The organism is Stappia albiluteola, from assembly GCF_014050225.1.
GTDB classification, from domain to species: domain Bacteria; phylum Pseudomonadota; class Alphaproteobacteria; order Rhizobiales; family Stappiaceae; genus Hongsoonwoonella; species Hongsoonwoonella albiluteola.
The window spans coordinates 346,298-367,500 of record NZ_JACFXV010000048.1 but is presented as its reverse complement, the minus strand read 5'-3'; the positions used below and the strand labels follow the sequence as shown (position 1 = coordinate 367,500).

Below are 21,203 nucleotides of genomic sequence, written 5' to 3'. Positions count from 1 at the left end.
GCGCCAGCTCGCGTGGAGCCACCCTTGAAATACCACCCTTGTCTGCATGGATATCTAACCGCGGCGCAACAACGCCCGGGACAGTGTGTGGCGGGTAGTTTGACTGGGGCGGTCGCCTCCCAAAGTGTAACGGAGGCGCGCGAAGGTGGGCTCAGAGCGGTCGGAAATCGCTCGTCGAGTGCAATGGCATAAGCCTGCCTGACTGCGAGACTGACAAGTCGAGCAGAGTCGAAAGACGGCCATAGTGATCCGGTGGTCCCTCGTGGAAGGGCCATCGCTCAACGGATAAAAGGTACGCCGGGGATAACAGGCTGATGATGCCCAAGAGTCCATATCGACGGCATCGTTTGGCACCTCGATGTCGACTCATCACATCCTGGGGCTGGAGCAGGTCCCAAGGGTTCGGCTGTTCGCCGATTAAAGTGGTACGTGAGTTGGGTTCAGAACGTCGCGAGACAGTTCGGTCCCTATCTGCCGTGGGTGTAGGAGAATTGAGAGGATCTGTCCCTAGTACGAGAGGACCGGGATGGACACACCTCTGGTGGACCTGTTGTCGCGCCAGCGGCATTGCAGGGTAGCTATGTGTGGAAGGGATAACCGCTGAAGGCATCTAAGCGGGAAACCCACCTCAAAACCAGTTCTCCCTGAAGAGCCGTGGAAGACCACCACGTCGATAGGCCGGGTGTGGAAGCGCAGCAATGCGTGAAGCTTACCGGTACTAATAGCTCGTTCGGCTTGATCACTCTCATTAATCAATGCCCATCAAAACAAACAAACAAGACCAGTTCACTCCCTCAGTACTTGCGCTAAGCCGGCCTGGTGGCCCTTGCGGGGAAACCAGCACCCGATCCCATTCCGAACTCGGCCGTGAAATGCCCCAGCGCCAATGATACTGCGGCTCAAGCCGCGGGAAAGTAGGTCGCCGCCAGGCCCGCTTAACGCATGTATATAAGGGAATATCTCTACAGGACAGGATGTCCCGGCACGATGCTAGGACCAGCGATTGATGCTCCAGAAAAACGAGCTTGAGAAAAGGCCTGCTGCTACAGCGGGCCTTTTGTTGCGTTCTGTTTCGCTCAGGCGCGGCAGCCGTCAGGTGCTGCAAAACCTCTCCCTTGAAATGCGGGAAGCGCGGATCGGGCTTGTCGGGCTGAATGGCTCCGGCAAAAGCTCGCTCGCGCGCCTGCTGAACGGCCTGCTAAGGGCCGACGAGGGTGAGGTGCTGGTCGGTGGCGTCGATGCCGCGAAAGAGCCCAAACTTGCGGCGTCCAGGGTTGGTTTCCTCTTCCAGAATCCTGATCACCAGATCATCTTTCCGACCGTAGGCGAGGATATTGCCTTCGGCCTGCGCCAACAGGGTGCGGCCAAGGAGGCCGCGCGGGCAACGGCGCTGGAAATCCTGCGCGAATATCGCTGCGAAGGCTGGATCGACAGACCGGTTTCCGAACTCTCCGAAGGACAGAAGCATCTTGTCTGTCTGCTATCGGTTCTGGTCATGCAGCCGGACGTACTGGTTCTGGACGAGCCATTTTCCAGCGTCGATCTCGCCGTGCGAACCCATCTGATGGCGGTGCTGGGGACATTGCCGCTGCAGGTGATCCTGATCAGCCACGATCTTGACGTCTATGACGGTTTCGACCGCCTGATCTGGCTCGACGGCGGCGGGGTCAAGGCCGACGGGCCGCCGGCTACGGTATTGCCCGTCTATCGGAAATTCGCACTGAACAAAGCGGCGGACCTAGCGCCGCAGAGCCTGTGATCTCCGTCTATCTTCCCGGCGAAACCTTCCTGCACCGGCTGCCGGCCGGAGCGAAGCTCGCCGGACTTTGCCTTGCCACCATCATTGTGCTGCCGATCGAAAGCCCGCGCGTGCTCGGGGCCGTGCTTCTGCTTGTGCTCGGCCTGTTCGCATGCCTGGGCCGGGAGGGGCTTCGGCAACTGAAGTTCCTCCGCTCGCTCTCGGTTCTGCTTGCAGGCCTGCTGGCACTGCATATCTTCTCGGGTACGGGATCCGCCGGCGTTGTCATGGTGCTTCGCCTTCTGGCCATGGTGCTTTTGGCTACGCTTGTCAGCCTGACGACGAAGATGGATGATCTGCTCGACGCGCTCAGGGGCGTATTGCAGCCGCTCGGCCGGCTCGGCCTGCCCGAAAAAAAGCTCGCGCTTGCCATCGGGCTGGTGCTGAGGTTCGCACCCGTCCTGATCGGTATCGGTGCGAGCCTGGGCGAAGCCTATCGCGCGCGAAGCGGCAGGAAAGGCGGCGTCCGCCTGATCGCGCCGTTCGCGCTGCAGGCGCTCGGGTCGGCGGACCGGGTCGCGGAAGCGCTTGCCGCACGCGGCGGGGCGGACGGCTTCGCGCCGGAAACGAAAGACAGGAAAACCACTCTATGACCAGCGATCGCAGCCTTGTGCACATTGCCCTTTATGCGGCCCTCATCGCCGCGCTCGGACTGATGCCGCTCTTCCAGATTCCCTTTCTCGGCGGCGTTCCAATCACCGCGCAGACACTTGGCGTCATGCTGGCGGGCGTGATGCTCGGCTCGGTGCGGGGGGCGCTTGCCGTGCTGCTCTTTTTGCTGCTCGTCGCCATTGGCGCGCCGCTGCTGGCTGGTGGCCGGGGCGGTCTCGGCGTCTTTGCCGGGCCCTCGGTCGGATTCCTGATTGGCTGGCCGATCGGCGCCTTCGTCACCGGGGCGATCATGCGGACGATGAAGAATCGCTCCGTGATCTTCTCCGCGGCGGTATCGGCGATCGTCGGCGGCATCGGCGTCGTCTATCTCTTCGGCATTCCCGGCCTGGTGATCATGGCCGACCTGCCGCTGTCGAAAGCCGCAATCGGCAGCCTGATCTATATTCCCGGCGACCTGATCAAGGTGGCGATCACGGCAGTCGTTGCCCAGACGGTGGCGCGGGGAATGCCGAGCGCGCTGGTTTCCCGGGTATGACCTGGGTCGGCGCGCCGCTCTTCGAAAAGGCGCGCCGGACACCGGATGAAACAGGGCTTGTCTCCGGTTCGCTCCAGCTGAGCTGGAACCAACTCGCCTTGGCTGTCGAGCAAGGCGCGTCAAGGCTTGCCGATACCACGCAGCCCGGCGACAAGGTCGCGCTTTTTATCGGCGAACCCGCCGAGTTGATGATGGCGATGCTGGCATGCGCCCGCGCCGCCCGCGTCGCGATGATTTGCGATGCCGGTTGGCCGGAGAAAAAGCGGCGGGCCGTGATTGAGGGCACGAACCCGACCCTTGTCGTCGAGGAGCAGCTTCGCCGGGATCCCGGTCCTTCGGACCTTCCTGTCCCGAAGCCTGACGATCCCTTCTATATCGGCTTCACCTCCGGCTCGACGGGGGTGCCGAAAGCCTTCCGCCGCTCGCACGGTTCGTGGCTGGCAAGCTTCGCGGTGAGCGAAGGCCATTTCGGCCTGAACGCGTCGGATCGCGTGCTGATTCCGGGTGGGTTGACCCATTCGCTGCATCTTTACGGCGCAATCCAGGCCCTCCACATGGGTGCGGCGGCAATTGTCAGCCGGCTCTTCCTGCCCGCCGCGATCCTGGCGCAGATGACGGAGGAAAAGGCGAACGTGCTTTATGCGACGCCGACGCAGCTTCAGCTGCTCAGCCTTGCGGCAAACCGGGTCGGCAGGCCCGTTCCCGATATCGCGCAGATCCTCGTCAGCGGCGCCAAGTGGCATGAGGAAAACCGGCGGGCGGTGGCGAACGCTTTCCCGAATGCCCGCCTGCATGAATTCTACGGCACCTCGGAGACCAGTTTCATCGCCGCGCACGAAACGGGCGACGACTGCCCGGCCGGTTCGGTCGGCCGGGCGCTGCCAGGGATAGACATCGAGATCCGGGGCGATAACGGGCGGATTTTACCTGCCGGGGAGACGGGACTCATCTACGTTCGGAGCGGCCAGTTGTTCGACGGCTATGAAATGGGCGGCGACGGGGAAACGCGCTGGCAGGACGGCTGGCTGACGGTGGGCGATTGCGGCCATGTCGACGAGGATGGCTTTCTGTTCCTCGCCGGGCGCCGCAAGCGCATGTTCGTGTCGGCCGGGGTCAATGTGTTCGCCGAGGAGATCGAAACCATTCTGGAAAGCGATCCGAATGTAAGCGCTGCAGCCGCCTTCGGCTTCAGCGATCCGTTGAGGGGCACCCGCATCGTCGCGGCGGTCAAGGCGGAAGCGCCGGCCGACGCCGGGACGCTCCGGGCGCTGTGCTTGCGCGATCTCGAGCCGGTGAAGGTGCCGCGCCGGTTTCATTTCGTTGAAGACTGGCCGCTGACGGCGGGCGGCAAGACGGATCTTCAGCGCCTGGAGCAGATGATACGGATGCGCGAGGACGCGGAGTGAGCGGTCCGGTCTTCATAGCGTCCGCAAGGCGTAGCGCCGTGCTGCCACGCAGGGGCGCCTTCAGGTCTCTGGAAGTGGATGCCCTTGCTGCGCCAGTGATGGCGGCATGTCTGGCCGATGCCGGGATCGAGGGTGACGAGGTCGACGAGGTAATTGCCGGCAACGCGCTCTATGGAGGTGGCAATCCGGCGCGGCGGGCGGCGCTTCTTGCCGGATTGCCGGACAGCGTGCCGGCGATCACCGTCGACCGGCAGTGTTGCGCCGGGCTGGACGCGATCCTTTACGGGGCAAGGCTGATCGAAAGCGGTGCGGCCGACTGCGTGCTGGCCGGCGGGGTGGAGAGTTTCTCCAGGGCGCCGATCCGCGCCACGCGCCCGCTCGAACCCGATCAAGAGCCGGAGGCTTACGACCGACCGCCCTTCACCCCCTGGCCCGCCCGCGATCCGGACATGGCGGTGGCGGCCGCGAGCCTCGCGCAGGCGATGAATATATCCACCGACAGGCAGGTGGATTGGACCGTCGAAAGCCACCGCAAGGCTTTCGAAGCACTGTCCTCGGATCGGGCACGGGAAATCGTCACGATCGAGCACATGGGCTGGGATGGCTACACACGCAAGCTCCGCCCTGCGGCCTGCTTGCGCAGCCGGAAACTGGCGGGCGCGGAGCCGACGGGCATCCTGGCGGCGACAACGGCCGTTGAGGCGGATGCATCGGCCTTCGTGGCGCTGATGTCGCCGCGCTTGGCAGCGCGGAAGGGAATTGCTCAGGCAATGCGCCTGACGGACGGCTGTTCGCGTGGCGCCCTGCCCGAACTGCCGGGGCTTGCGCCGATCGCGGCGACAAGCCGGCTGTTCAGGAAGGCCGGACTGTCCGAGCGGGATCTGGCGGTCGCCGAGGTGATGGAGGCTTTCGCCGCGCAGGCGATTGCCTGTGTCGATGCGCTGCGATTGCCGGAGACGATCGTCAACCGGGGCGGCGGGGCGTTGGCGCGCGGCCATCCGATCGGTGCATCCGGTGCAATCCTTGCCGTGCGGCTGTTTCATGAGCTGGCAAAGGAAAGGCCGGGCGCTTTCGGTCTGGCGACAATCGCGGCAGCCGGAGGTCTTGCGACCTCCGTGCTGATGCAACGCGCCTGATCACTCTTCTTCTGGCGGATACCAGTATTCGGCGTCCGGAGCGCCTCGCTCGATGCGCACGAAATTGTTGGTGAAGACGCGGTAGGGGTGGCTCCAGTCGCCATCCGGCCAGCGGACGCGGATCTGTGCCCGCTCGGCGACGCCGGTGCCGAAGGGGATGAAGCCGATCTGGCCAGAGGCGTGGCCGCCGCCGATCATCACGTCGCGGGTCAGCGTCTGGTTGCCGAGCTTGACGTTGATCTGCGCGCCGATGGCGTCACGGTTCGCGCCCTTCTGGAAAAGCTCCACCGCCAGCCAGTTGCCGAGCGGTACCGGCCTTTCCGCCGTGCCGGCGCCGAGATTGCGGAACAGGCTCGCCGGCCCGCCGCGATTGTTGACGACGATATCGGGAAGGCCGTCCATGTTGAGGTCGGCAATGCCGCCGCCGCGCCCCTTGCGGTCGAGCGCCAGGCCGGCTTCCATTCCCTCTTCCACGAACTTGCCGTTCCACTGCTGGATCAGCAGGTTGTCCGGATCGAAGCCGGCAAAGTCCGGCATCGCCTCCACGTTGCCCTTGGCGATGAAGAGGTCGAGAAGCGTGTCGTTGTTCACGTCCTTGAATTCGGCATGCCAGCCGGTGGAGGGGCGGGTGTCGTCGCCGGTATAGGGGCGGTGCGCGGTTGCGCCGAGATCATAGGCGATGTCGCGATAGATCGGGAATTGCTCCTCGCTCTCCTGATCCAGCGTCTGCAGCTTGGTGTCGCCCATGCTGGTCAGGGCGTATTCGGGAAAGCCGTCGCCGTTCAGGTCGGCGCTGGCGATGCCCATGCCGAAGATCTTGACGTGTCGCCATCCGTCGCCGCGCCGGTAGGGCCGGGCCGGGCGGCCGGGATTGACGGCCCATAGCTGCTCTTCGCCGCCGCGGTAATATTGCCGGTCGTTGGAAATCCTCAGAGCCGGTTCGCCGGAGCGGTTCCAGTCGGTGAAAAGCATCGACAGGCTGCAATAGCCGGGATTGAGGAGTTGCGGCTCGGAATAGTCCGGCGCTTCCGCCTTTTTCGGCCTCAGGAGCACGTTGTCGTGGCAGGTGCCCCATGGCGCGCCCGGCGCCGAGCGGTCGACATAATTGCCGAAAGCGAGGGTCGGGTAAGGGGCATCTTTCTCGAAGGTTGCGGCAAAGGCCGTCGACCATGCGCTGCCGCCGTTAAAGGCGAAGGCGCGGTTCGCTTCCTCGAAGCGGCAATCGCCCTTGCCCTTCAAGAGGAGATTTTCGCCAACGCGCAGGACGGCGAGGTCCTTGATGCCGTCATTATCGATATCGAGCGGATAGGCGCCCGTGATCTTCAGTAGGCGGTCCTGCTCGATGCCTGTGTCGGTTTCCTCGAACCGGAGCGCACCGCCGGCCGCCGACCGGTTGCGGTAGAGCGTGGCTTTTTCGATGCCACCGGCAAGAAAGAGGTCGGGCCTGCGATCGCCGTCGCAATCGAAGATCGCCACGCCGCCGCCGACGAAATATTCCCACGGACCGGCATACTGGTGCGAGATGCCGGCGCTCAGCGCTTCCTCATGGAAATGCGGCACCGGGGCGATGGAGCTTTCCTGCGCAAATGCGGGCGAGCCCAGCGAAAGCGCGGCAAGGAACACGCCGGAGAGAATAACAGCGCGGGTCATTCGGCGATCTCCAGGCTGCGCAGGAAGGCGATGATCGTCTGCCGGTCGGCGTCCTGAAGCGCGGTATAGGCCTTGCGGGCGTCGGTCGCCTCGCCGGCATGCGCGAGAATGACTTCGTCGAGCGTGGTCAGGTCGCCTCGATGGCCGTAGGGTGCGGTCGAACCCACGCCCCAGAGTTCGGCGGTCATGAAGACGTCGCGATCGACGAAGCGCTGCGCGATGAGTTCGTTGCCGAGGCGTTCGTTTCGCGTATCGGAAATCTGGTGGCGCTTGAGGTCGCCGAATAGCGGCACGAGCAGCCGGCCCCTGTCGTCGCGCTCGAGACCCTTCGCCCAGGGAAATTCCGCCAGATCGAAGCGGATCGGCCGCTCCACCTCCGCCCGCCGCAGGGTGCCGGCGGTGTCGAGCGGGCCCGGATCCTCGAACACGGCGGAGTCGAGCGGCAGCGCAGGGATATGGCAGGAGGCGCAGCCGATCTGCGAAAACAGGGCCTCGCCGCTTGCAGCCGCCTGTTGCCAGTCCTCCGGAAGATCGGTCTTGCGCGTCGGGGCGGGACGGGTCGCCTTGAAGGCGACGAGGGCGGAAATGTCGCCCGGTCCGATCTCGTCTTCCCTGCCGTCGCCATCGAAATCGGCGGTGCCGGTCCAGCGTGCGCCGAAGCGTTCATCCGCCTCGATGCCGACATGGGAGTTGAGCGCATTGACCGCGAACTGGCGCAGCGAGACGATGACGCCCTTGTGCGAGAACGGGCGGATGACGAGATCGCTGTCGATGCCCTCGATCTTCGTAAGGTCGATGCGCCCGTCCGGCGATGCGGTGATCTCGCCGAAGGAGACGCCCTTGGAGGACAGCGCCTGCCTGAAGGGGTCTCTCGTTCGACGGGCGGTCCTGAGGGCCTCCCGGCGCTGGCGGTGGAGGTCGGCGGTCATCTCCCGTGCCAGCAATTCGACGAGGCCCGCACCCTGCAGGGCGATGGAATTGCGTTCGTTGGAAAACTGCGGGTCCGTAGTATCGAAGTCGGCCGCATCGAAGCCTTCCGAGACGAAGGCATTGGAGCTGAAGGGCGCGCCGGCGCCGAGCACCGGGTCGAAATGGCAGCCTTGGCAGGAATTGGCGTCGGGACCGGACAGGCGCTGGTGGCTTTCGGCGGCGGGGCGGCGGCGTTTGGTGGGGATAATCGCCTGGGTGGCTTCCGGCCGGCCGGCGCCTTCCTCGATCACGAATTTGCCCTTGAAGAGCCTTTCGCCGCGCTCGATGAGAGTGGCGAGCGCTTTCGGCGTGTCGGCGGCCGTCGGATCGAAGGCATGATAACCGTCAAGCACCTGCTCCTGCCAGGGCCGGGCATCGTCGGCATCGGCCGGCAGGGCTGCGATCGCCAGGGCGAGCAGCGCCCCGGCAAGCGGAAACTTCATGGCGCGGATCCTCCCTGATCCTCTCACGCGGTTATCTCAGTTCGGACTGCCGCTCGTCCGAAGCCGCTTCAGGCGATGCCTGCGACCTCGCCTCGCCGAAGATCTCCCGGTCGAAGCGGCGCATCGCCTGCGCGATCGTGCCTTGCATGATCAGGTCTTCCTCCCAGTCGACCGTCTCGATTTCCACCGTTCGGCGCAGGTCTTCCACAAGCGCCTCCCGCAAGGCGTGGTCGAGCCCCTCCTTCATGTAGCGGTAGCCACGAATTCCGGCACCGGTCAGGATGATGCGGCGCGGATCGAGCATGGCCATCAGTCGGGCGATGCCGTAGCCGAGTGCCGCGCCGGCCGCCCGGAAAGCCGCGAGAGCCTTGCCGTCGCCGGCCTCGGCGGCCTGCACCAGGCCGGCGATCGTCTCGGGGGTCACAGCAATATCGAGCGGCGGGGTGGAATCGGGCATGCCGCTGGCCGCGCGCAGGATGGCGTAGTCGCCGAGATAGGCTTCGAGGCAGCCGTTCTTGCCGCACCGGCAGAGCGCCCCGTGCGGAATGTGGTTGGCGTGGCCGATCTCCGCCGCTGCCCCCGTCTCGCCGACGAAGAGACGGTTGTCGACATAAAGGCCCATGCCGACGCCGTAGTCGATGAAGATCACGGCGAAGGTGCCGCCATAGCGCGCGGGATCGGACCAGTGCAGGGCCTCGGCGATCATGTTGGTGTCGTTGGACAGCATGCAATGCGCGCCGAGCGCGCGGGCGAGAGGCTCGACCAGCGGCACGTTGCGGACCGCGAGGGCCGGGCTCCACACCAGCATGCCGGTGCTGCTGTCCACCACGCCCTGCGCGGCGATGGAAATCTCCAGAACCGAAGCCGCGGGCACGTCATTTGCGGCGAGGAAGGCGGTGATCAGTTCGACCAGACGGGCGACAAATCCCTCCCGCGTCACGGACGCGCTGTTGAAGCCGTGGCGCTCGCGCGCCCGCGTCGAGCCGGAATAATCGGCGAGCACCAGTTCGATCCTGTTCACCGAAATTTTAACGGCGACGACGAAGGCGGCTTTCGGGCTGAGCGCGAGCAGGCTGCGCGGCCGTCCGCGTGCGGCCTTCTCCTTTGGCGGCTGATCGTCGATGCCGATAATCAGGCCTTCCTGCAGAAGATCCGAGGTAATCGAGGTGACAGTCGCAGGGCTCAATTCCGTCGCCCGGCCGAGATCGATGCGCGCCTGCGGCCCGTCCCGACGCAGTGCCTGCAATACGATCGAACGGTTCTGCCGGCGTATCTGATCGCGGTCGGCCTTTTCCGTCATGCGCTTTCGCCCAATCCCAGCTTTCCATCCCACGGACGCCTTCCGTCTGGTGCGGAAGGTTTCCGGCATTTTCCCGCCGCCCCGATTCGTGGCGGATTTCCTCCGTCCGTCCAGGGTCTTCCGGGTGCGGCCGCTGCTCGATCTTCTGCATTGCGCCCGCCGCTCTTGCGAAACCATGTTGACAGGAGGAACGGATTAGAGCAACTTTTTTTCGGATGCCAAAAAAATTGTCGGATGCGGCGTTCCGCGCGTGTGATGGCCTGGGCCTCATGCATCCGCCAGAAGGAATTTCCGTTCCGATTGGGAGGAGCGGTGTCTACAAGGAGGAAACCCGAAATGCGCAAACTCGTCCCCCTGTTCGCCGGGGTGCTGCTTTCCGCGACGGCGCTGTCCGGCGCGGTCCAGGCCGAGGATATCACCGTCGGCGTGAGCTGGTCGAACTTCCAGGAAGAGCGCTGGAAGACCGACGAAGCAGCGATCAAGGCGCAGCTTGAAGCGCTCGGCGCCAAGTATATATCCGCCGATGCCCAGTCTTCCGCTGCCAAGCAGCTTTCCGACGTCGAGAGCCTGATCTCGCGCGGCGCCAATGCGCTGATCATCCTCGCGCAGGATGCCGACGCGATCCGCCCGGCCGTCGAGAAGGCCTCCGCCGAGGGCATTCCGGTGGTCGGCTACGACCGCCTGATCGAGATCCCGAGTGCCTATTACCTGACCTTCGACAACAAGGAAGTCGGCCGTATCCAAGCGCAGGAAGTCTTCAAGGTGAAGCCGGAAGGCAACTACGTCTTCATCAAGGGCTCTTCGGCCGATCCGAACGCCGATTTCTTGCATTCCGGCCAGCTTGAAGTGCTTCAGGGCGCGATCGACGCCGGCAAGATCAAGGTCGTCGGCGAGGCCTATACCGATGGCTGGCTTCCGGCCAACGCACAGCGCAACATGGAACAGTTCCTGACGGCCAACAACAACCACGTCGACGCGGTCGTCGCCTCCAATGACGGCACGGCGGGCGGCGCGGTTGCCGCGCTCGCGGCCCAGGGTCTCGCCGGGTCGGTGCCGGTTTCCGGCCAGGACGGCGACCATGCGGCACTGAATCGCGTCGCGCTCGGCACCCAGACCGTTTCCGTGTGGAAGGATTCCCGCGAACTCGGCAAGGCGGCCGCCAACATCGCCGTCGAGCTGGCCAAGGGCACCGAACTCGGCAAGGTCGAGGGCGCTTCCAAGTGGTCCGACGGCCCGAAGGGCGTGGAAATGACCGCGACCTTCCTGAAGCCGCTGGCGATCACCAAGGACAACCTGAACGTCGTCATCGACGCCGGCTGGGTGTCCAAGGATACGGTCTGCCAGGGCGTTCCGGCCGGCTCGGTCGCGGCCTGCCACTAAGCAAGAACCGATGCGTGGTCCGATGGTCTGCAAGGGCCGTCGGACCGCAGCTTTCCTCGCCCTTCGTGCGAGGTTGCCGGAGCGGGACGCTCCGGCCGAAGGAAGTGCTCCGGCAAATGCCTTTGGTGCGCCGGCGTGAGTGATGGATTATCCTGAATTCGCGACTTGAGCCACTTGCCTGCGTCCCTTATGGCGCGGGCGGGATGATGGAGCACATCGAGCAGCTATCCCGGGCAGCCGCCGACAGGCCTGATGGCAGTGGCGGCGGGATGGCTTGGAGCGTCAGGCGCGGCTGTGCCACCGCTCGCGGTTCAACGAAGCAGACCATGCTGCAATCGGCCAGGTTGATGCCTGATACCGGCGGCGTGTCTACAAACGCGGATTTCCCACGGAGTGTCCATGTCGACGTTCTCTGACACCAAAGCCGCCACGCGGCCCGCCGCCGCGAAGCGGTCGGTCCTGGGGGCCATGGAAATCGACACCCGGATGATCGGCATGATTGCCGCCCTTCTGGTGATCTGGGTCGGTTTCGACGTGTTTTCCGGCGGCGCCTTCCTGTCGCCGAGAAACCTCTGGAACCTCTCCGTGCAGACGGCGTCGATCGCCGTGATGTCGACGGGCATGGTGCTGGTGATCGTCACCCGCAACATCGACCTTTCCGTCGGCTCGGTGCTCGGCGTCACCGGCATGATCATGGCGGTGTTCCAAGCGTCCTACCTGACCCCGGCACTTGGCTTCAACCATCCGCTGGTATGGGTCGGCACGCTGGGCGTCGGCATCGTGGTGGGCCTCCTGATCGGCTCCTTGCAGGGTTTCGTTATAGCCTATCTCGGCGTGCCGGCCTTCATCGTCACGCTCGGGGGGCTGCTTGTCTGGCGCGGTGCGGCCTGGTGGGTGGCCGAGGGCAAGACCATTCCGCTGACCGACGACAATTTCAAGCTGATCGGCGGCGGTGCGGACGGTGCGATCGGCGCGACATGGAGCTGGATCATCGCGGCGGTGGCCGTGGCGCTCGTCGTCTTCGCCGCCATCAATGCCCGCCGGCAGCGTAAGCGTTTCCAGTTCCCGCTGAAACCGATGTGGGCGGAGGTGTCGCTCGTCGGTCTCGCCACGCTGGCGATCGTCGGTGCGACCTGGGTGGTCAACGCCTATACGCTGCCGCCCGCGCTCGCCCGCCGCTATGCGGAGGCTAATTCCATTCCGGTGCCGGATGGCGGGCTGTCGATCAGCTTCGGCTATGCCGTGCCGGTCCTCGTTGCCATCGGCGTCGGCATCGTGATGACCTTCATCGCCAAGCGCACCCGTTTCGGCCGCTACGTCTTCGCGCTGGGCGGCAATCCGGAAGCGGCGGCCCTGGCCGGCATCGATACGAAGAAGGTGACCGTCTACGTCTTCGCGCTGATGGGCATGCTGACGGCAATCGCCGCGGCGATCTCCACGGCGCGCCTGACGTCGGCCACCAACGCCCAGGGCACGCTCGACGAACTCTACACGATCGCGGCCGCCGTGATCGGCGGCACGTCGCTCGCCGGCGGTGCGGGCACGGTCGCCGGCGCCATGCTCGGCGCGCTGGTCATGCAGTCGTTGCAGACGGGCATGGTGCTGCTTGGCCTGGATACGCCGCTGCAGAACATCGTCGTCGGCGTCGTGCTCGTGGTCGCCGTCTTCGTCGATACGCTTTACCGCCGCCGCGCCGGCTGAGGGAGGACACCATGACAGGAAAACTGGACCATGTTCCGGGCTCCTCGACCGTTTCCGGCACGCCGCTGGTCGAGATGCGCGACATGTCGATCGCCTTTGGCGGCATTCACGCCGTCGATCATGTGACCGTCGACCTGTTTCCGGGCGAGGTGGTCGGCCTGCTCGGCCACAACGGCGCGGGCAAGTCGACGCTGATCAAGATGCTGTCCGGCGCCTACCGCGCCGACGGCGGCGACATCTTCATCAATGGCGAAAAGGCGGATATCGGCAATCCTCGCGATGCCAAGCGCTATGGCATCGAGACGATCTACCAGACGCTGGCGCTGGCCGACAATGTGGACGCCGCCGCGAATCTCTTTCTCGGCCGCGAGTTGCGCACGCCCTGGGGCACGCTTGACGATGTCGCCATGGAAGCGGCCGCGCGCGAGGTGATGCACCGCCTCAATCCGAACTTCAGGAAGTTCAAGGATCCGGTGCGGGCGCTGTCGGGCGGCCAGCGGCAGTCGATCGCCATTGCCCGCGCGATCCATTTCAATGCGCGCATCATCATCATGGACGAGCCGACGGCAGCCCTCGGGCCGCAGGAAACGGCGCAGGTCGCGGAACTGACCAAGAAGCTCAAGGAGCAGGGGATCGGCATCTTCCTGATCAGCCACGACATTCACGACGTCTTCGATCTCGCGGATCGTGTGGCGGTGATGAAGAACGGCCAGCTGGTCGGCACTGCGCGCACCTCCGACGTCACGAAGGATGAGGTGCTCGGCATGATCATCCTCGGCAAGTGCCCTCCCGGTGCCGCACCCGGCCCCGGCGCCTTCGCTGGCGAGGCAGCGGCCTGACAATCGCCTCGCCGTCTGAAATTTCCGACATTTCTCCGCCCGGACGGTTTCGATCCGGGCGGATTTTGCTTTAGGCTTTCGCAATGCACCCAAACAAGATTCCAGAGCCGCCCCCGCTTGCCCGCGACATTGCGCTGTTCCTCGACTTCGACGGGACGCTGGTGGAGATCGCCGAAAGGCCGCAGGACGTGCGGCTGGCGCCCGGTCTCGCCGGCCTGCTCTCGCGGCGACACGATGATCTGGACGGCGCGCTCGCTGTTGTATCCGGTCGCCGGCTTGGTGAGATCGATGCTTTCCTTTCGCCCCTGCGGCTGGCCGGTTCCGGCATGCATGGCCTGGAATTTCGGAAAGCTGCCGGCGCACCTGCGATCCTGCGCGAGGCGGATCCGGAGGTGGCGGAGCTTCGCGAAAGGCTGAAGCGGGCCGACCCACATGCCAGGGGGCTTGTGATTGAGGACAAGGGCGCGGGCCTGGTGCTCCACTACCGCCACCGGCCCGAGCTAGCAGGTCTCGCCCGCGATCTCATGGCCGGATTGCTGGAGGATCTGCCCGGGCTTCATCTGCTCGAAGGCAAGATGATCGTCGAGGTCAAGCCGAAGCATACGAGCAAGGGGACGAGCGTGGAGATGCTTCTGTCGCTGCCGCCCTTCGCCGGCCGGCAGCCCGTCTTCATCGGCGATGACGTGACCGACGAGGACGGCATGGCGGCGGCAGACCGGCTTGGCGGCTTCGGCATCAAGGTTGGCGAGGGAGAGAGCGTCGCGCGCTACCGGCTTGCGGATGTCGCGGCGGTTCACTCCTGGCTTGCAGGGAAAGGCGCGCATGACAAGGACTGATACGCAGACGCTCGATCTCGCCATGATCGGCAATTGCACCTACACGGCGCTGATCGACCGGATGGCGCGCGTCGTCTGGTGCTGCCTGCCGCGGTTCGATGCCGATCCGGTGTTTCACTCGCTGCTCGGCACCAGGGGCGCGGCGGGCGACGGCTGCTTTGCCATCGAACTCGTCGGCGCGGTGCGCAGCGAGCAGGCCTATCTGGAAAATACCGCCGTCGTGCAGACGCGGCTTTTCGACGGCGACGGCAACGCCATCGAAATCACCGATTTCGCGCCGCGCTTTTCCCGGCGCGGCCGCATGTTCCGCCCGACCGGCATGGTGCGTCGGGTGCGGCCGATCGCCGGCCACCCGCGCATTCGCATCGTCTGCCGGCCGCGCATGGACTACGGCGCCACGAAGCCGGACGTCACCTACGGCTCCAACCACATCCGCTATGTCGGCGACGGGCAGACCCTGAGGCTCACCACCAATGCCTCGATCACCTATGTGCGGATGGAGACGCCTTTCCTGCTGGACGGGCCGCTCTCCTTCTATCTTGGGCCGGACGAAAGCCTGACCGACCATCCCGAGAGGTTGTGCCGCGATTTCGAGGAGGAGACGGTGCTCTACTGGCGGCTGTGGACGCGCCGCCTCGGCCTTCCCCTCGATTATCAGGAAGCGGTGATCCGGGCCGCGATCACGCTGAAACTGTGTACCTACGAAGAGACCGGCGCAATCATCGCTGCAGCCACGACCTCCATCCCCGAGGCGGCGGGAACGGAACGCAACTGGGACTACCGCTATTGCTGGCTGAGGGATGCCTTCTTCGTGGTGCGGGCGCTCAACTCGCTCTCCGAAATGGAGACGATGGAGAATTACCTGCGCTACCTCAACAATATCGCTTCGATTTCAAGCGGCGATCACGTCCAGCCGCTCTATGGCATTGCGCTGGAGGAGAAGATCGAGGAGCGTTTCGTCGACCTGCCGGGCTATCGCGGCATGGGACCGGTCAGGGTCGGCAACCAGGCCTACGAACACTTCCAGCACGACGTCTACGGCAATATCGTGCTTGGCGCCTCGCAGGCCTTTTTCGACAAGCGCCTGCTGCACCAGCCGGGCATCGACGATTTCGAGCGATTGGAGAAGGTGGGCGAGCGCGCCTATCTGATGCACGACCAGCCGGATGCCGGCATGTGGGAATTGCGCACGCGCGCCCGCGTCCACACCTCGTCGTCGCTGATGTGCTGGGCGGCCTGCGACCGGCTTGCCAAGATCGCCCGGCAGTTCGGGCTGGATGGACGCGAGGCATTCTGGCGGGAGCGGGCCGACAGGATCCACGCCACGATCTGCGAGAAGGCGTGGAATGCGGAGCTCGGCGCCTTCGCCGAAAGTTTCGGCGGTGGCGATCTCGACGCAAGCCTGCTGCTGATGGCGGAAGTGGGCTTTTTGCCGGCGAACGATCCCCGCTTCGTATCCACGGTCGACAGGATCGGCGCGGCCCTGCGCAAGGGCAACCACCTGTTTCGCTATCACGCGGCCGATGATTTCGGCGAGCCGGAAAACGCCTTCAATATCTGCACCTTCTGGTACATCGACGCGCTCGCCCGCATCGGCCGAAAGGAAGAGGCGCGTGAGATCTACGAGACGATGCTCGCTTGCCGCAACCACGTTGGTCTTCTCTCGGAGGACACCACGCCTGCCACGGGAGAGTTGTGGGGCAACTTTCCCCAGACCTATTCTATGGTCGGCATCATCAACGGCGCGGTGCGGCTCAGCGCGGACTGGGGGAGCAAGGTCTGAGATCGCCGCAGGCAGGCGATTCTAACGAAAAAAGGGAGAGATCCAATCGGCAAGTCGCGGCTCGTCGTCGTCTCGAACAGGGTCGGCCCGTTGAAGGATACCGGCAAGGCGGGCGGCCTTGCGGTTGCCCTGGTCGATGCGTTGAGAGAAACCGGCGGACTATGGTTCGGCTGGAGCGGGGACGTCTCGCAGGAAGGCAGCTTCGGCTCGATGAAGCTCGACACCGTGCGCCGCGTCACCATGGCGCGTATCGACATGACGAGCGCCGACTATGACGAATTCTATGCCGGCCATGCCAATCGGGCGCTCTGGCCGGTGTTGCATTACCGGCTGGATCTTGCCGTATTCGACCGCCGCTACGAGGAGGGCTACCGGAGGGTCAACGAGCGTTTCGCGGCGCGCCTGCGCCCGATGCTGAAGCCTGACGATCTGATCTGGGTGCACGACTATCATTTCTTTCCCTTCGGTGCGGAACTGCGGTCGATGGGGGTGGAGAACCCGATCGCCTTCTTCCTGCATATTCCCTTCCCGGCGCCCGAAATCCTTGCCGGACTGCCCGGCGCCGAAGGTCTCGTGCGGGCGATGCTGGCCTATGACGTGGTGGGTTTCCAGACCGAGCGGGATGCCGACAATTTCCGCCGCTTCGTCGTGACCGAGATCGGCGGTACGGAAATGGGCGACGGGGCAGTGATCGCCGGAGGGCGCGAGGTCCTGGCCAGGGCTTATCCGATCGGCATCGATGCCGAGGGCTTCGCCCGCCAGGCGGTGACGCCGGATGCGCGCCGTCATACGGCAAGGATCGAGAGACAGATGGCCGGCAAGCGACAGATCGTCGGTGTCGACCGCATCGATTATTCGAAGGGACTGCCGGAGCGGTTCCGCGCATTCGAACGCCTGCTGGAGGATTACCCGGAAAACCGGGGCACCGTCAGCCTGATGCAGATCGCGCCGCCGTCGCGCTCCGAGGTCGATGCCTATGCCGAGATCCGCCGCGAACTGGAAGGCCTGAGCGGGCGGATCAATGGCCGCTTCGCCGATCTCGACTGGGTGCCGATCCGTCTGCTGGTGCGCTCCTTCACCCGCCGGGCCCTTGCCGGTATCTACCGGGCTAGCCGGGCCTGCCTGGTCACGCCGCTGCGCGACGGCATGAACCTCGTTGCCAAGGAATATGTCGCCGCCCAGCGGGCGGAGGATCCCGGCGTCCTTGTGCTGTCGCGGTTTGCCGGCGCGGCCGAGCGCATGCCGGAAGCGCTGATCGTCAATCCGCATTCGCCGGAAGCGGTTGCCAACGCCCTGCAGACGGCGCTCGCCATGCCGCTCGACGAGCGGCGCCAGCGCTGGCAGGAGCTCTACCAGCGCATCTGCGACGAAAACGCTTCCGTCTGGGCAAAGGCCGTTCTCGATGATCTGCGGTCGCACGGCAGGGGGCAGGCCAGTGTTTCATAGAGAGCGGGCTACGCCCGCGCTGATTTCTGGATGCCGGATCGGCACTCGACTGCACCTCACTCGCCCGGGATGACGCCCGGAAGTGTAGCAGCCGTCCGCCACACACTCTGATGTCATCCCCGTGAAGACGGGGATCCAGTAGACACCCGCCTCAGTGGCTAAATCTCCGGCGTTGGCGGTTACTGGATGCCCGGTCAATCCGGGCATGACAGAGTGTGTGGGCGCGTTGGCGCAAGCACGACAGGGTGAGTGGCCCCTCTGCCGTGGCCCCTCGGCTCGTCATACGCGGGCTTGACCCGCGTATCCATGCGGCGCCAACACATGCCGCAAGATGAATGTGGCCACCAACCGGGAATTGCGCTTTTCTGCGTATATTTCTCAGGATAGAATGCGCGCAGGACCAGTGAAAAGGACTGGTCCGGGGGCCTAGAAACCCCTACACCAGCGGCTGGCATCAGCCGTATTGATGCCTCCTCGACCTCAGGGGTCCAAACCCTTATGGCCGGGGAGGCGATGGCGTATGTCCAAGGGGTCTCCCCGAAAGGCCATCGCGGCCGTCCTGGTGTCGGCTTTCTAGCTCCCCGGTCGCCAGAGGTCTTCCTCTGGCGTTCACCGTTTCATTCGGGGAGGAAAGCCATGGCCGATGGCTACAACTTCGCTGCGGATCTGCTGACCACCTGGCGCTCGACAGCTGACTGGGTGAAGGCCATGGGCGTCACTGCCTTCGGCATCACCACCATCGCCTTAGTCAATGCATGGCTGGACTACCGCCTGCGCCGCTACGAGCTTACCCTCGCCGACAAGCACCATACGCCGCCTGTCGAGGGGGCTGCGCATCTATCCCCTCACCCGGCGCTAACGCGCCGACCTCTCCCACATGGGAGAGGTGAAGCCCCACATGGGAAAGGTGAAGAGCGCGTGGGGACCGCCCTTCCGAAAATGGTCGGTCGCTCCGGCTGGGGAGCTGCTGATTGAAGCCGGCGGCGCCTCCTGCGCCCCCTCTCCCGATCGGGAGAGGGTTGGGGTGAGGGGCGTGCCCGCCAATTCACGAAACACGCCCTGACGGGCGAAGCAATCGTCATGTCCAGGCCCAGTTGGACACCCGCTCGCCCCACGCGCCACCCGCACCTCAACCAGGCGCGGCGGGCGGGTCGCCGGTCAATGGCCCGGCGATGACGACCTTGTCTATCGGGCGGGCTTCGCCCGCACTGATTTCCGGGTCCCGGCTCTCGCGATGCGCTTGCGCGCACGCGGGCCGGGATGACGTCGGAGGATCGGGGCATGGAATTGCCCACACTCCGGTGTCATCCCCGTGAAAACGGGGATCCAGTAAACACATGCGCCTAAGGCTAGACCTCCGGCGTTGGCGGTTACTGGATGCCCGGTCGAGCCGGGTATGACAGAGATTGTGGGTGCTCTTCTGCCGCAACCTCTCGGCTCGTCATACGCGGGCTTGACCCGCGTATCCAATCGGCGTTTTGACGCGTCGCAACCTTCCATGGATCGCCGGGTCGGTTCCCTGTACTGGGCCCGGCGAAGACGAGGGGAGAGGGGGGCGTCACGTCGAAGGTCGGCGGTCAGGCAAACCGCTTGCTCGGAACTCTGGTGTCATCCCGGACGTCGCGTCGATCTTCGTGCTGGCCTGCCTGTTACTCCGCCGCATCCGCCTTGAGGACGCCGCGACGGATCTGGTCTTCCTCGATCGATTCGAAGAGCGCGCGGAAGTTGCCTTCGCCGAAGCCTTCGTCGCCCTTGCGCTGGATGAATTCGAAGAAGATCGGTCCGATCACCGTCCTGGAGAAGATCTGCAGCAGGATTTTCGTCATGCCGCCATCGACCACGCCTTCGCCGTCGATGAGAATGCCGTGGCGCGTCATGCGCTCGATCGGCTCTTCGTGGTCGTGCACCCGTTCGCGGGAGCGTTCGTAATAGGTGTCGGGCGGGCCGGGCATGAACTTCAGCCCGTTATCGGCAAGCCGGTCTGTCGCATCGTAGATCGCGTCGGTGCCGACGGCGATGTGCTGGATGCCTTCGCCCTTGTATTTGCGCAGGTATTCCTCGATCTGGCTCTTGTCGTCGGTCGACTCGTTGAGCGGAATGCGGATCTTGCCGCAAGGCGACGTAATCGCGCGCGAGACGAGGCCGGTGAGCCTGCCCTCGATATTGAAGAAATGGATCTGCCGGAAGTTGAACAGCGTCCGGTAGAAATCCCACCACTTGTCCATGTTGCCGCGAAAGACGTTATGGGTGAGGTGGTCGATATAGTAGAAGCCGACGCCTTCCGGCTTCGGGTCGACGTCGCCCAGCCAGTCGAATTCCGCCGAATAGGGCGAGCCTTTCGCGCCGTATCTATCGACGAAATAGAGAAGCGATCCGCCGATGCCCTTGATCGCGGGGACGTCGAGCGTCTTGTCGTCGCCGGTATATTCCTCCGCGCCCATGGCCACGGCATGGGCAAGGGCGTGGTCGGCGTCGACGACCCGCCAGGCCATGGACGGCGCGCAGGGGCCATGCTTTTCCACGAAGCGGGCGGCGAAGGAGCCGGGCTCCGCATTCACGATGTAGTTGATGTCGCCCTGGCGATAGACGGTGATCGCCTTCGTCTTGTGACGGGCGACCGGCCGATAGCCCATGCGGCGGAAAAGCGCGTCCAGCTTGCCGGCTTCGGGATGGGCGAATTCCACGAACTCGAAACCGTCGGTGCCGGCGGGGTTGCTGTCGGAAATGACGGCCGGCGGCGCATCGTGCGGAAACGGACCCATCTTGACCCTCCTCGGTCGGTGAATGCTCGATGCTGTCAGTTTCGCGCAGGATGACCGCAATGTGCGTGAGAAAGCTCTTGCCGAACGGCTAGCCGGCGCATCATTCTCGCATCGATTGGCTGAATGGTGCACGACATGACGGAAATGGACGGTTTCGACCTGAAGCTGCTGGCGGAGTTGCAGGCGGACGCCTCGGCCACCAACCAGGCGATCGGCGAGCGGATCGGCCTGTCCGCCTCGCAGGTCTCGCGCCGCCGGCAGCGGCTTGAGGCTGAGAAGGTCATCCGCCGCTACCGTGCCGACCTCGATCCGGCAGCCCTCGGCCTCACGGTGACCGCCTTCATCGGCGTGGCGCTGGCCACGCACAGTCCGCAGAATGCCAGCCGGTTCCGGGCGCTCGTGAAGGCCATTCCCGCCGTGCAGGAAGCTCATACGATGACGGGGGACATGGATTATCTGCTGAAAGTGGTGGTGAAGGACCTGAAGGCGCTGGGCGCCCTCATCAACGACGACCTGTTGCCGCATGATTCGGTGCGCAACGTGCGCTCCTTCATCGCGATGGAAACGCTGAAGGACGATTGCCTGCTGCCGCTCGACTGAGCGCGGG

17 protein-coding genes and 2 rRNA genes (1 of these 19 cut by a window edge) are annotated in these 21,203 nt (G+C 64.7%); 15 read left to right on the top strand and 4 right to left on the bottom strand.

Going from position 1 to position 21,203, the window contains the following annotated elements; all coding sequences use genetic code 11:
* The 7 genes from H2509_RS09855 to H2509_RS09825 all read left to right on the top strand — a co-directional run.
* Nucleotides 1–743: ribosomal RNA gene (locus H2509_RS09855) — 23S ribosomal RNA — on the top strand; it begins 1,978 nt to the left of the window's first position.
* Nucleotides 744–815: 72 nt separating this feature from the next.
* Nucleotides 816–931 (top strand): 5S ribosomal RNA (gene rrf / locus H2509_RS09850).
* Nucleotides 932–1,006: 75 nt separating this feature from the next.
* Nucleotides 1,007–1,759 carry an energy-coupling factor ABC transporter ATP-binding protein gene (locus H2509_RS09845; RefSeq protein WP_182164803.1) on the top strand — a complete coding sequence of 251 codons (753 nt, stop codon included), beginning with the start codon at nucleotides 1,007–1,009 and terminating at the stop codon, nucleotides 1,757–1,759.
* Nucleotides 1,756–2,391 carry an energy-coupling factor transporter transmembrane component T family protein gene (locus tag H2509_RS09840; RefSeq protein ID WP_182164801.1) on the top strand — a complete coding sequence of 212 codons (636 nt, stop codon included), beginning with the start codon at nucleotides 1,756–1,758 and terminating at the stop codon, nucleotides 2,389–2,391. The genes H2509_RS09845 and H2509_RS09840 overlap by 4 nt, the downstream gene beginning before the upstream one ends.
* A complete protein-coding gene (locus H2509_RS09835; RefSeq protein WP_182164799.1) occupies nucleotides 2,388–2,945 on the top strand; it encodes a biotin transporter BioY in 558 nt (185 codons plus the stop codon). The genes H2509_RS09840 and H2509_RS09835 overlap by 4 nt, the downstream gene beginning before the upstream one ends.
* Complete coding sequence (locus tag H2509_RS09830) at nucleotides 2,942–4,351, top strand: AMP-binding protein (RefSeq protein WP_182164797.1); 1,410 nt, start codon at nucleotides 2,942–2,944, stop codon at nucleotides 4,349–4,351. Before H2509_RS09835 ends, H2509_RS09830 begins: the two co-directional genes overlap by 4 nt.
* Entirely contained in the window at nucleotides 4,348–5,487 is a 1,140-nt protein-coding gene (locus tag H2509_RS09825; protein WP_182164795.1) for a thiolase family protein, read from the top strand. The genes H2509_RS09830 and H2509_RS09825 overlap by 4 nt, the downstream gene beginning before the upstream one ends.
* Here H2509_RS09825 and H2509_RS09820 read toward each other — a convergent pair whose 3' ends face one another.
* The 3 genes from H2509_RS09820 to H2509_RS09810 are packed head-to-tail and all read right to left on the bottom strand — an operon-like array spanning nucleotide 5,488 to nucleotide 9,849.
* Nucleotides 5,488–7,137 (bottom strand): CRTAC1 family protein, encoded by a 1,650-nt coding sequence (locus H2509_RS09820; protein ID WP_182164793.1) that lies wholly within the window; start codon nucleotides 7,135–7,137, stop codon nucleotides 5,488–5,490.
* A complete protein-coding gene (locus H2509_RS09815; protein WP_182164791.1) occupies nucleotides 7,134–8,549 on the bottom strand; it encodes a di-heme oxidoredictase family protein in 1,416 nt (471 codons plus the stop codon). Before H2509_RS09815 ends, H2509_RS09820 begins: the two co-directional genes overlap by 4 nt.
* Nucleotides 8,550–8,580: 31 nt before the next feature.
* On the bottom strand, nucleotides 8,581–9,849 hold the full coding sequence (locus H2509_RS09810; RefSeq protein WP_182164789.1) for an ROK family protein: 1,269 nt from the start codon (nucleotides 9,847–9,849) through the stop codon (nucleotides 8,581–8,583).
* A gap of 336 nt (nucleotides 9,850–10,185) precedes the next feature.
* Between H2509_RS09810 and xylF the strand changes: the two genes are divergently transcribed.
* From xylF to H2509_RS09775, 7 genes are all read left to right on the top strand, one after another.
* Entirely contained in the window at nucleotides 10,186–11,229 is a 1,044-nt protein-coding gene (xylF, locus tag H2509_RS09805) for a D-xylose ABC transporter substrate-binding protein (protein ID WP_182164787.1), read from the top strand.
* Nucleotides 11,230–11,628: 399 nt separating this feature from the next.
* On the top strand, nucleotides 11,629–12,930 hold the full coding sequence (locus H2509_RS09800) for a sugar ABC transporter permease (protein WP_182164785.1): 1,302 nt from the start codon (nucleotides 11,629–11,631) through the stop codon (nucleotides 12,928–12,930).
* 11 nt (nucleotides 12,931–12,941) lie between these two features.
* On the top strand, nucleotides 12,942–13,769 hold the full coding sequence (locus H2509_RS09795; RefSeq protein WP_182164783.1) for an ATP-binding cassette domain-containing protein: 828 nt from the start codon (nucleotides 12,942–12,944) through the stop codon (nucleotides 13,767–13,769).
* Nucleotides 13,770–13,852: 83 nt separating this feature from the next.
* Nucleotides 13,853–14,605, top strand: a complete 753-nt coding sequence (gene otsB / locus H2509_RS09790) for a trehalose-phosphatase (RefSeq protein WP_182164781.1) — start codon at nucleotides 13,853–13,855, stop codon at nucleotides 14,603–14,605.
* Nucleotides 14,592–16,388 (top strand): glycoside hydrolase family 15 protein, encoded by a 1,797-nt coding sequence (locus tag H2509_RS09785; RefSeq protein ID WP_182164778.1) that lies wholly within the window; start codon nucleotides 14,592–14,594, stop codon nucleotides 16,386–16,388. Before otsB ends, H2509_RS09785 begins: the two co-directional genes overlap by 14 nt.
* 90 nt (nucleotides 16,389–16,478) lie before the next feature.
* Nucleotides 16,479–17,834, top strand: a complete 1,356-nt coding sequence (locus H2509_RS09780) for an alpha,alpha-trehalose-phosphate synthase (UDP-forming) (RefSeq protein WP_182164776.1) — start codon at nucleotides 16,479–16,481, stop codon at nucleotides 17,832–17,834.
* 636 nt (nucleotides 17,835–18,470) lie between these two features.
* Nucleotides 18,471–18,809: a hypothetical protein gene (locus tag H2509_RS09775; RefSeq protein ID WP_182164774.1), complete on the top strand. Its 339-nt coding sequence runs from the start codon at nucleotides 18,471–18,473 to the stop codon at nucleotides 18,807–18,809.
* A gap of 674 nt (nucleotides 18,810–19,483) precedes the next feature.
* On the opposite strand, the gene hppD is transcribed toward H2509_RS09775, so the two are convergent.
* Complete coding sequence (gene hppD / locus H2509_RS09770; RefSeq protein WP_182164772.1) at nucleotides 19,484–20,596, bottom strand: 4-hydroxyphenylpyruvate dioxygenase; 1,113 nt, start codon at nucleotides 20,594–20,596, stop codon at nucleotides 19,484–19,486.
* Nucleotides 20,597–20,731: 135 nt separating this feature from the next.
* Between hppD and H2509_RS09765 the strand changes: the two genes are divergently transcribed.
* Complete coding sequence (locus tag H2509_RS09765) at nucleotides 20,732–21,196, top strand: Lrp/AsnC family transcriptional regulator (RefSeq protein WP_182164836.1); 465 nt, start codon at nucleotides 20,732–20,734, stop codon at nucleotides 21,194–21,196.
* Nucleotides 21,197–21,203: the final 7 nt, after the last annotated feature.

Excerpts from the sequence above, each read along its gene's own strand:
- H2509_RS09765 (WP_182164836.1), top strand. The coding sequence starts at position 20,732 with ATGACGGAAATGGACGGTTTCGACCTGAAGCTGCTGGCGGAGTTGCAG.
- H2509_RS09775 (WP_182164774.1), top strand. The coding sequence starts at position 18,471 with ATGGCCGATGGCTACAACTTCGCTGCGGATCTGCTGACCACCTGGCGC.
- otsB (WP_182164781.1), top strand. The coding sequence starts at position 13,853 with ATGCACCCAAACAAGATTCCAGAGCCGCCCCCGCTTGCCCGCGACATT.
- H2509_RS09830 (WP_182164797.1), top strand. The coding sequence starts at position 2,942 with ATGACCTGGGTCGGCGCGCCGCTCTTCGAAAAGGCGCGCCGGACACCG.
- H2509_RS09800 (WP_182164785.1), top strand. The coding sequence starts at position 11,629 with ATGTCGACGTTCTCTGACACCAAAGCCGCCACGCGGCCCGCCGCCGCG.
- H2509_RS09810 (WP_182164789.1), bottom strand. The coding sequence starts at position 9,849 with ATGACGGAAAAGGCCGACCGCGATCAGATACGCCGGCAGAACCGTTCG.
- H2509_RS09835 (WP_182164799.1), top strand. The coding sequence starts at position 2,388 with ATGACCAGCGATCGCAGCCTTGTGCACATTGCCCTTTATGCGGCCCTC.
- H2509_RS09795 (WP_182164783.1), top strand. The coding sequence starts at position 12,942 with ATGACAGGAAAACTGGACCATGTTCCGGGCTCCTCGACCGTTTCCGGC.
- xylF (WP_182164787.1), top strand. The coding sequence starts at position 10,186 with ATGCGCAAACTCGTCCCCCTGTTCGCCGGGGTGCTGCTTTCCGCGACG.
- H2509_RS09785 (WP_182164778.1), top strand. The coding sequence starts at position 14,592 with ATGACAAGGACTGATACGCAGACGCTCGATCTCGCCATGATCGGCAAT.
- H2509_RS09815 (WP_182164791.1), bottom strand. The coding sequence starts at position 8,549 with ATGAAGTTTCCGCTTGCCGGGGCGCTGCTCGCCCTGGCGATCGCAGCC.
- hppD (WP_182164772.1), bottom strand. The coding sequence starts at position 20,596 with ATGGGTCCGTTTCCGCACGATGCGCCGCCGGCCGTCATTTCCGACAGC.
- H2509_RS09820 (WP_182164793.1), bottom strand. The coding sequence starts at position 7,137 with ATGACCCGCGCTGTTATTCTCTCCGGCGTGTTCCTTGCCGCGCTTTCG.
- H2509_RS09845 (WP_182164803.1), top strand. The coding sequence starts at position 1,007 with ATGCTCCAGAAAAACGAGCTTGAGAAAAGGCCTGCTGCTACAGCGGGC.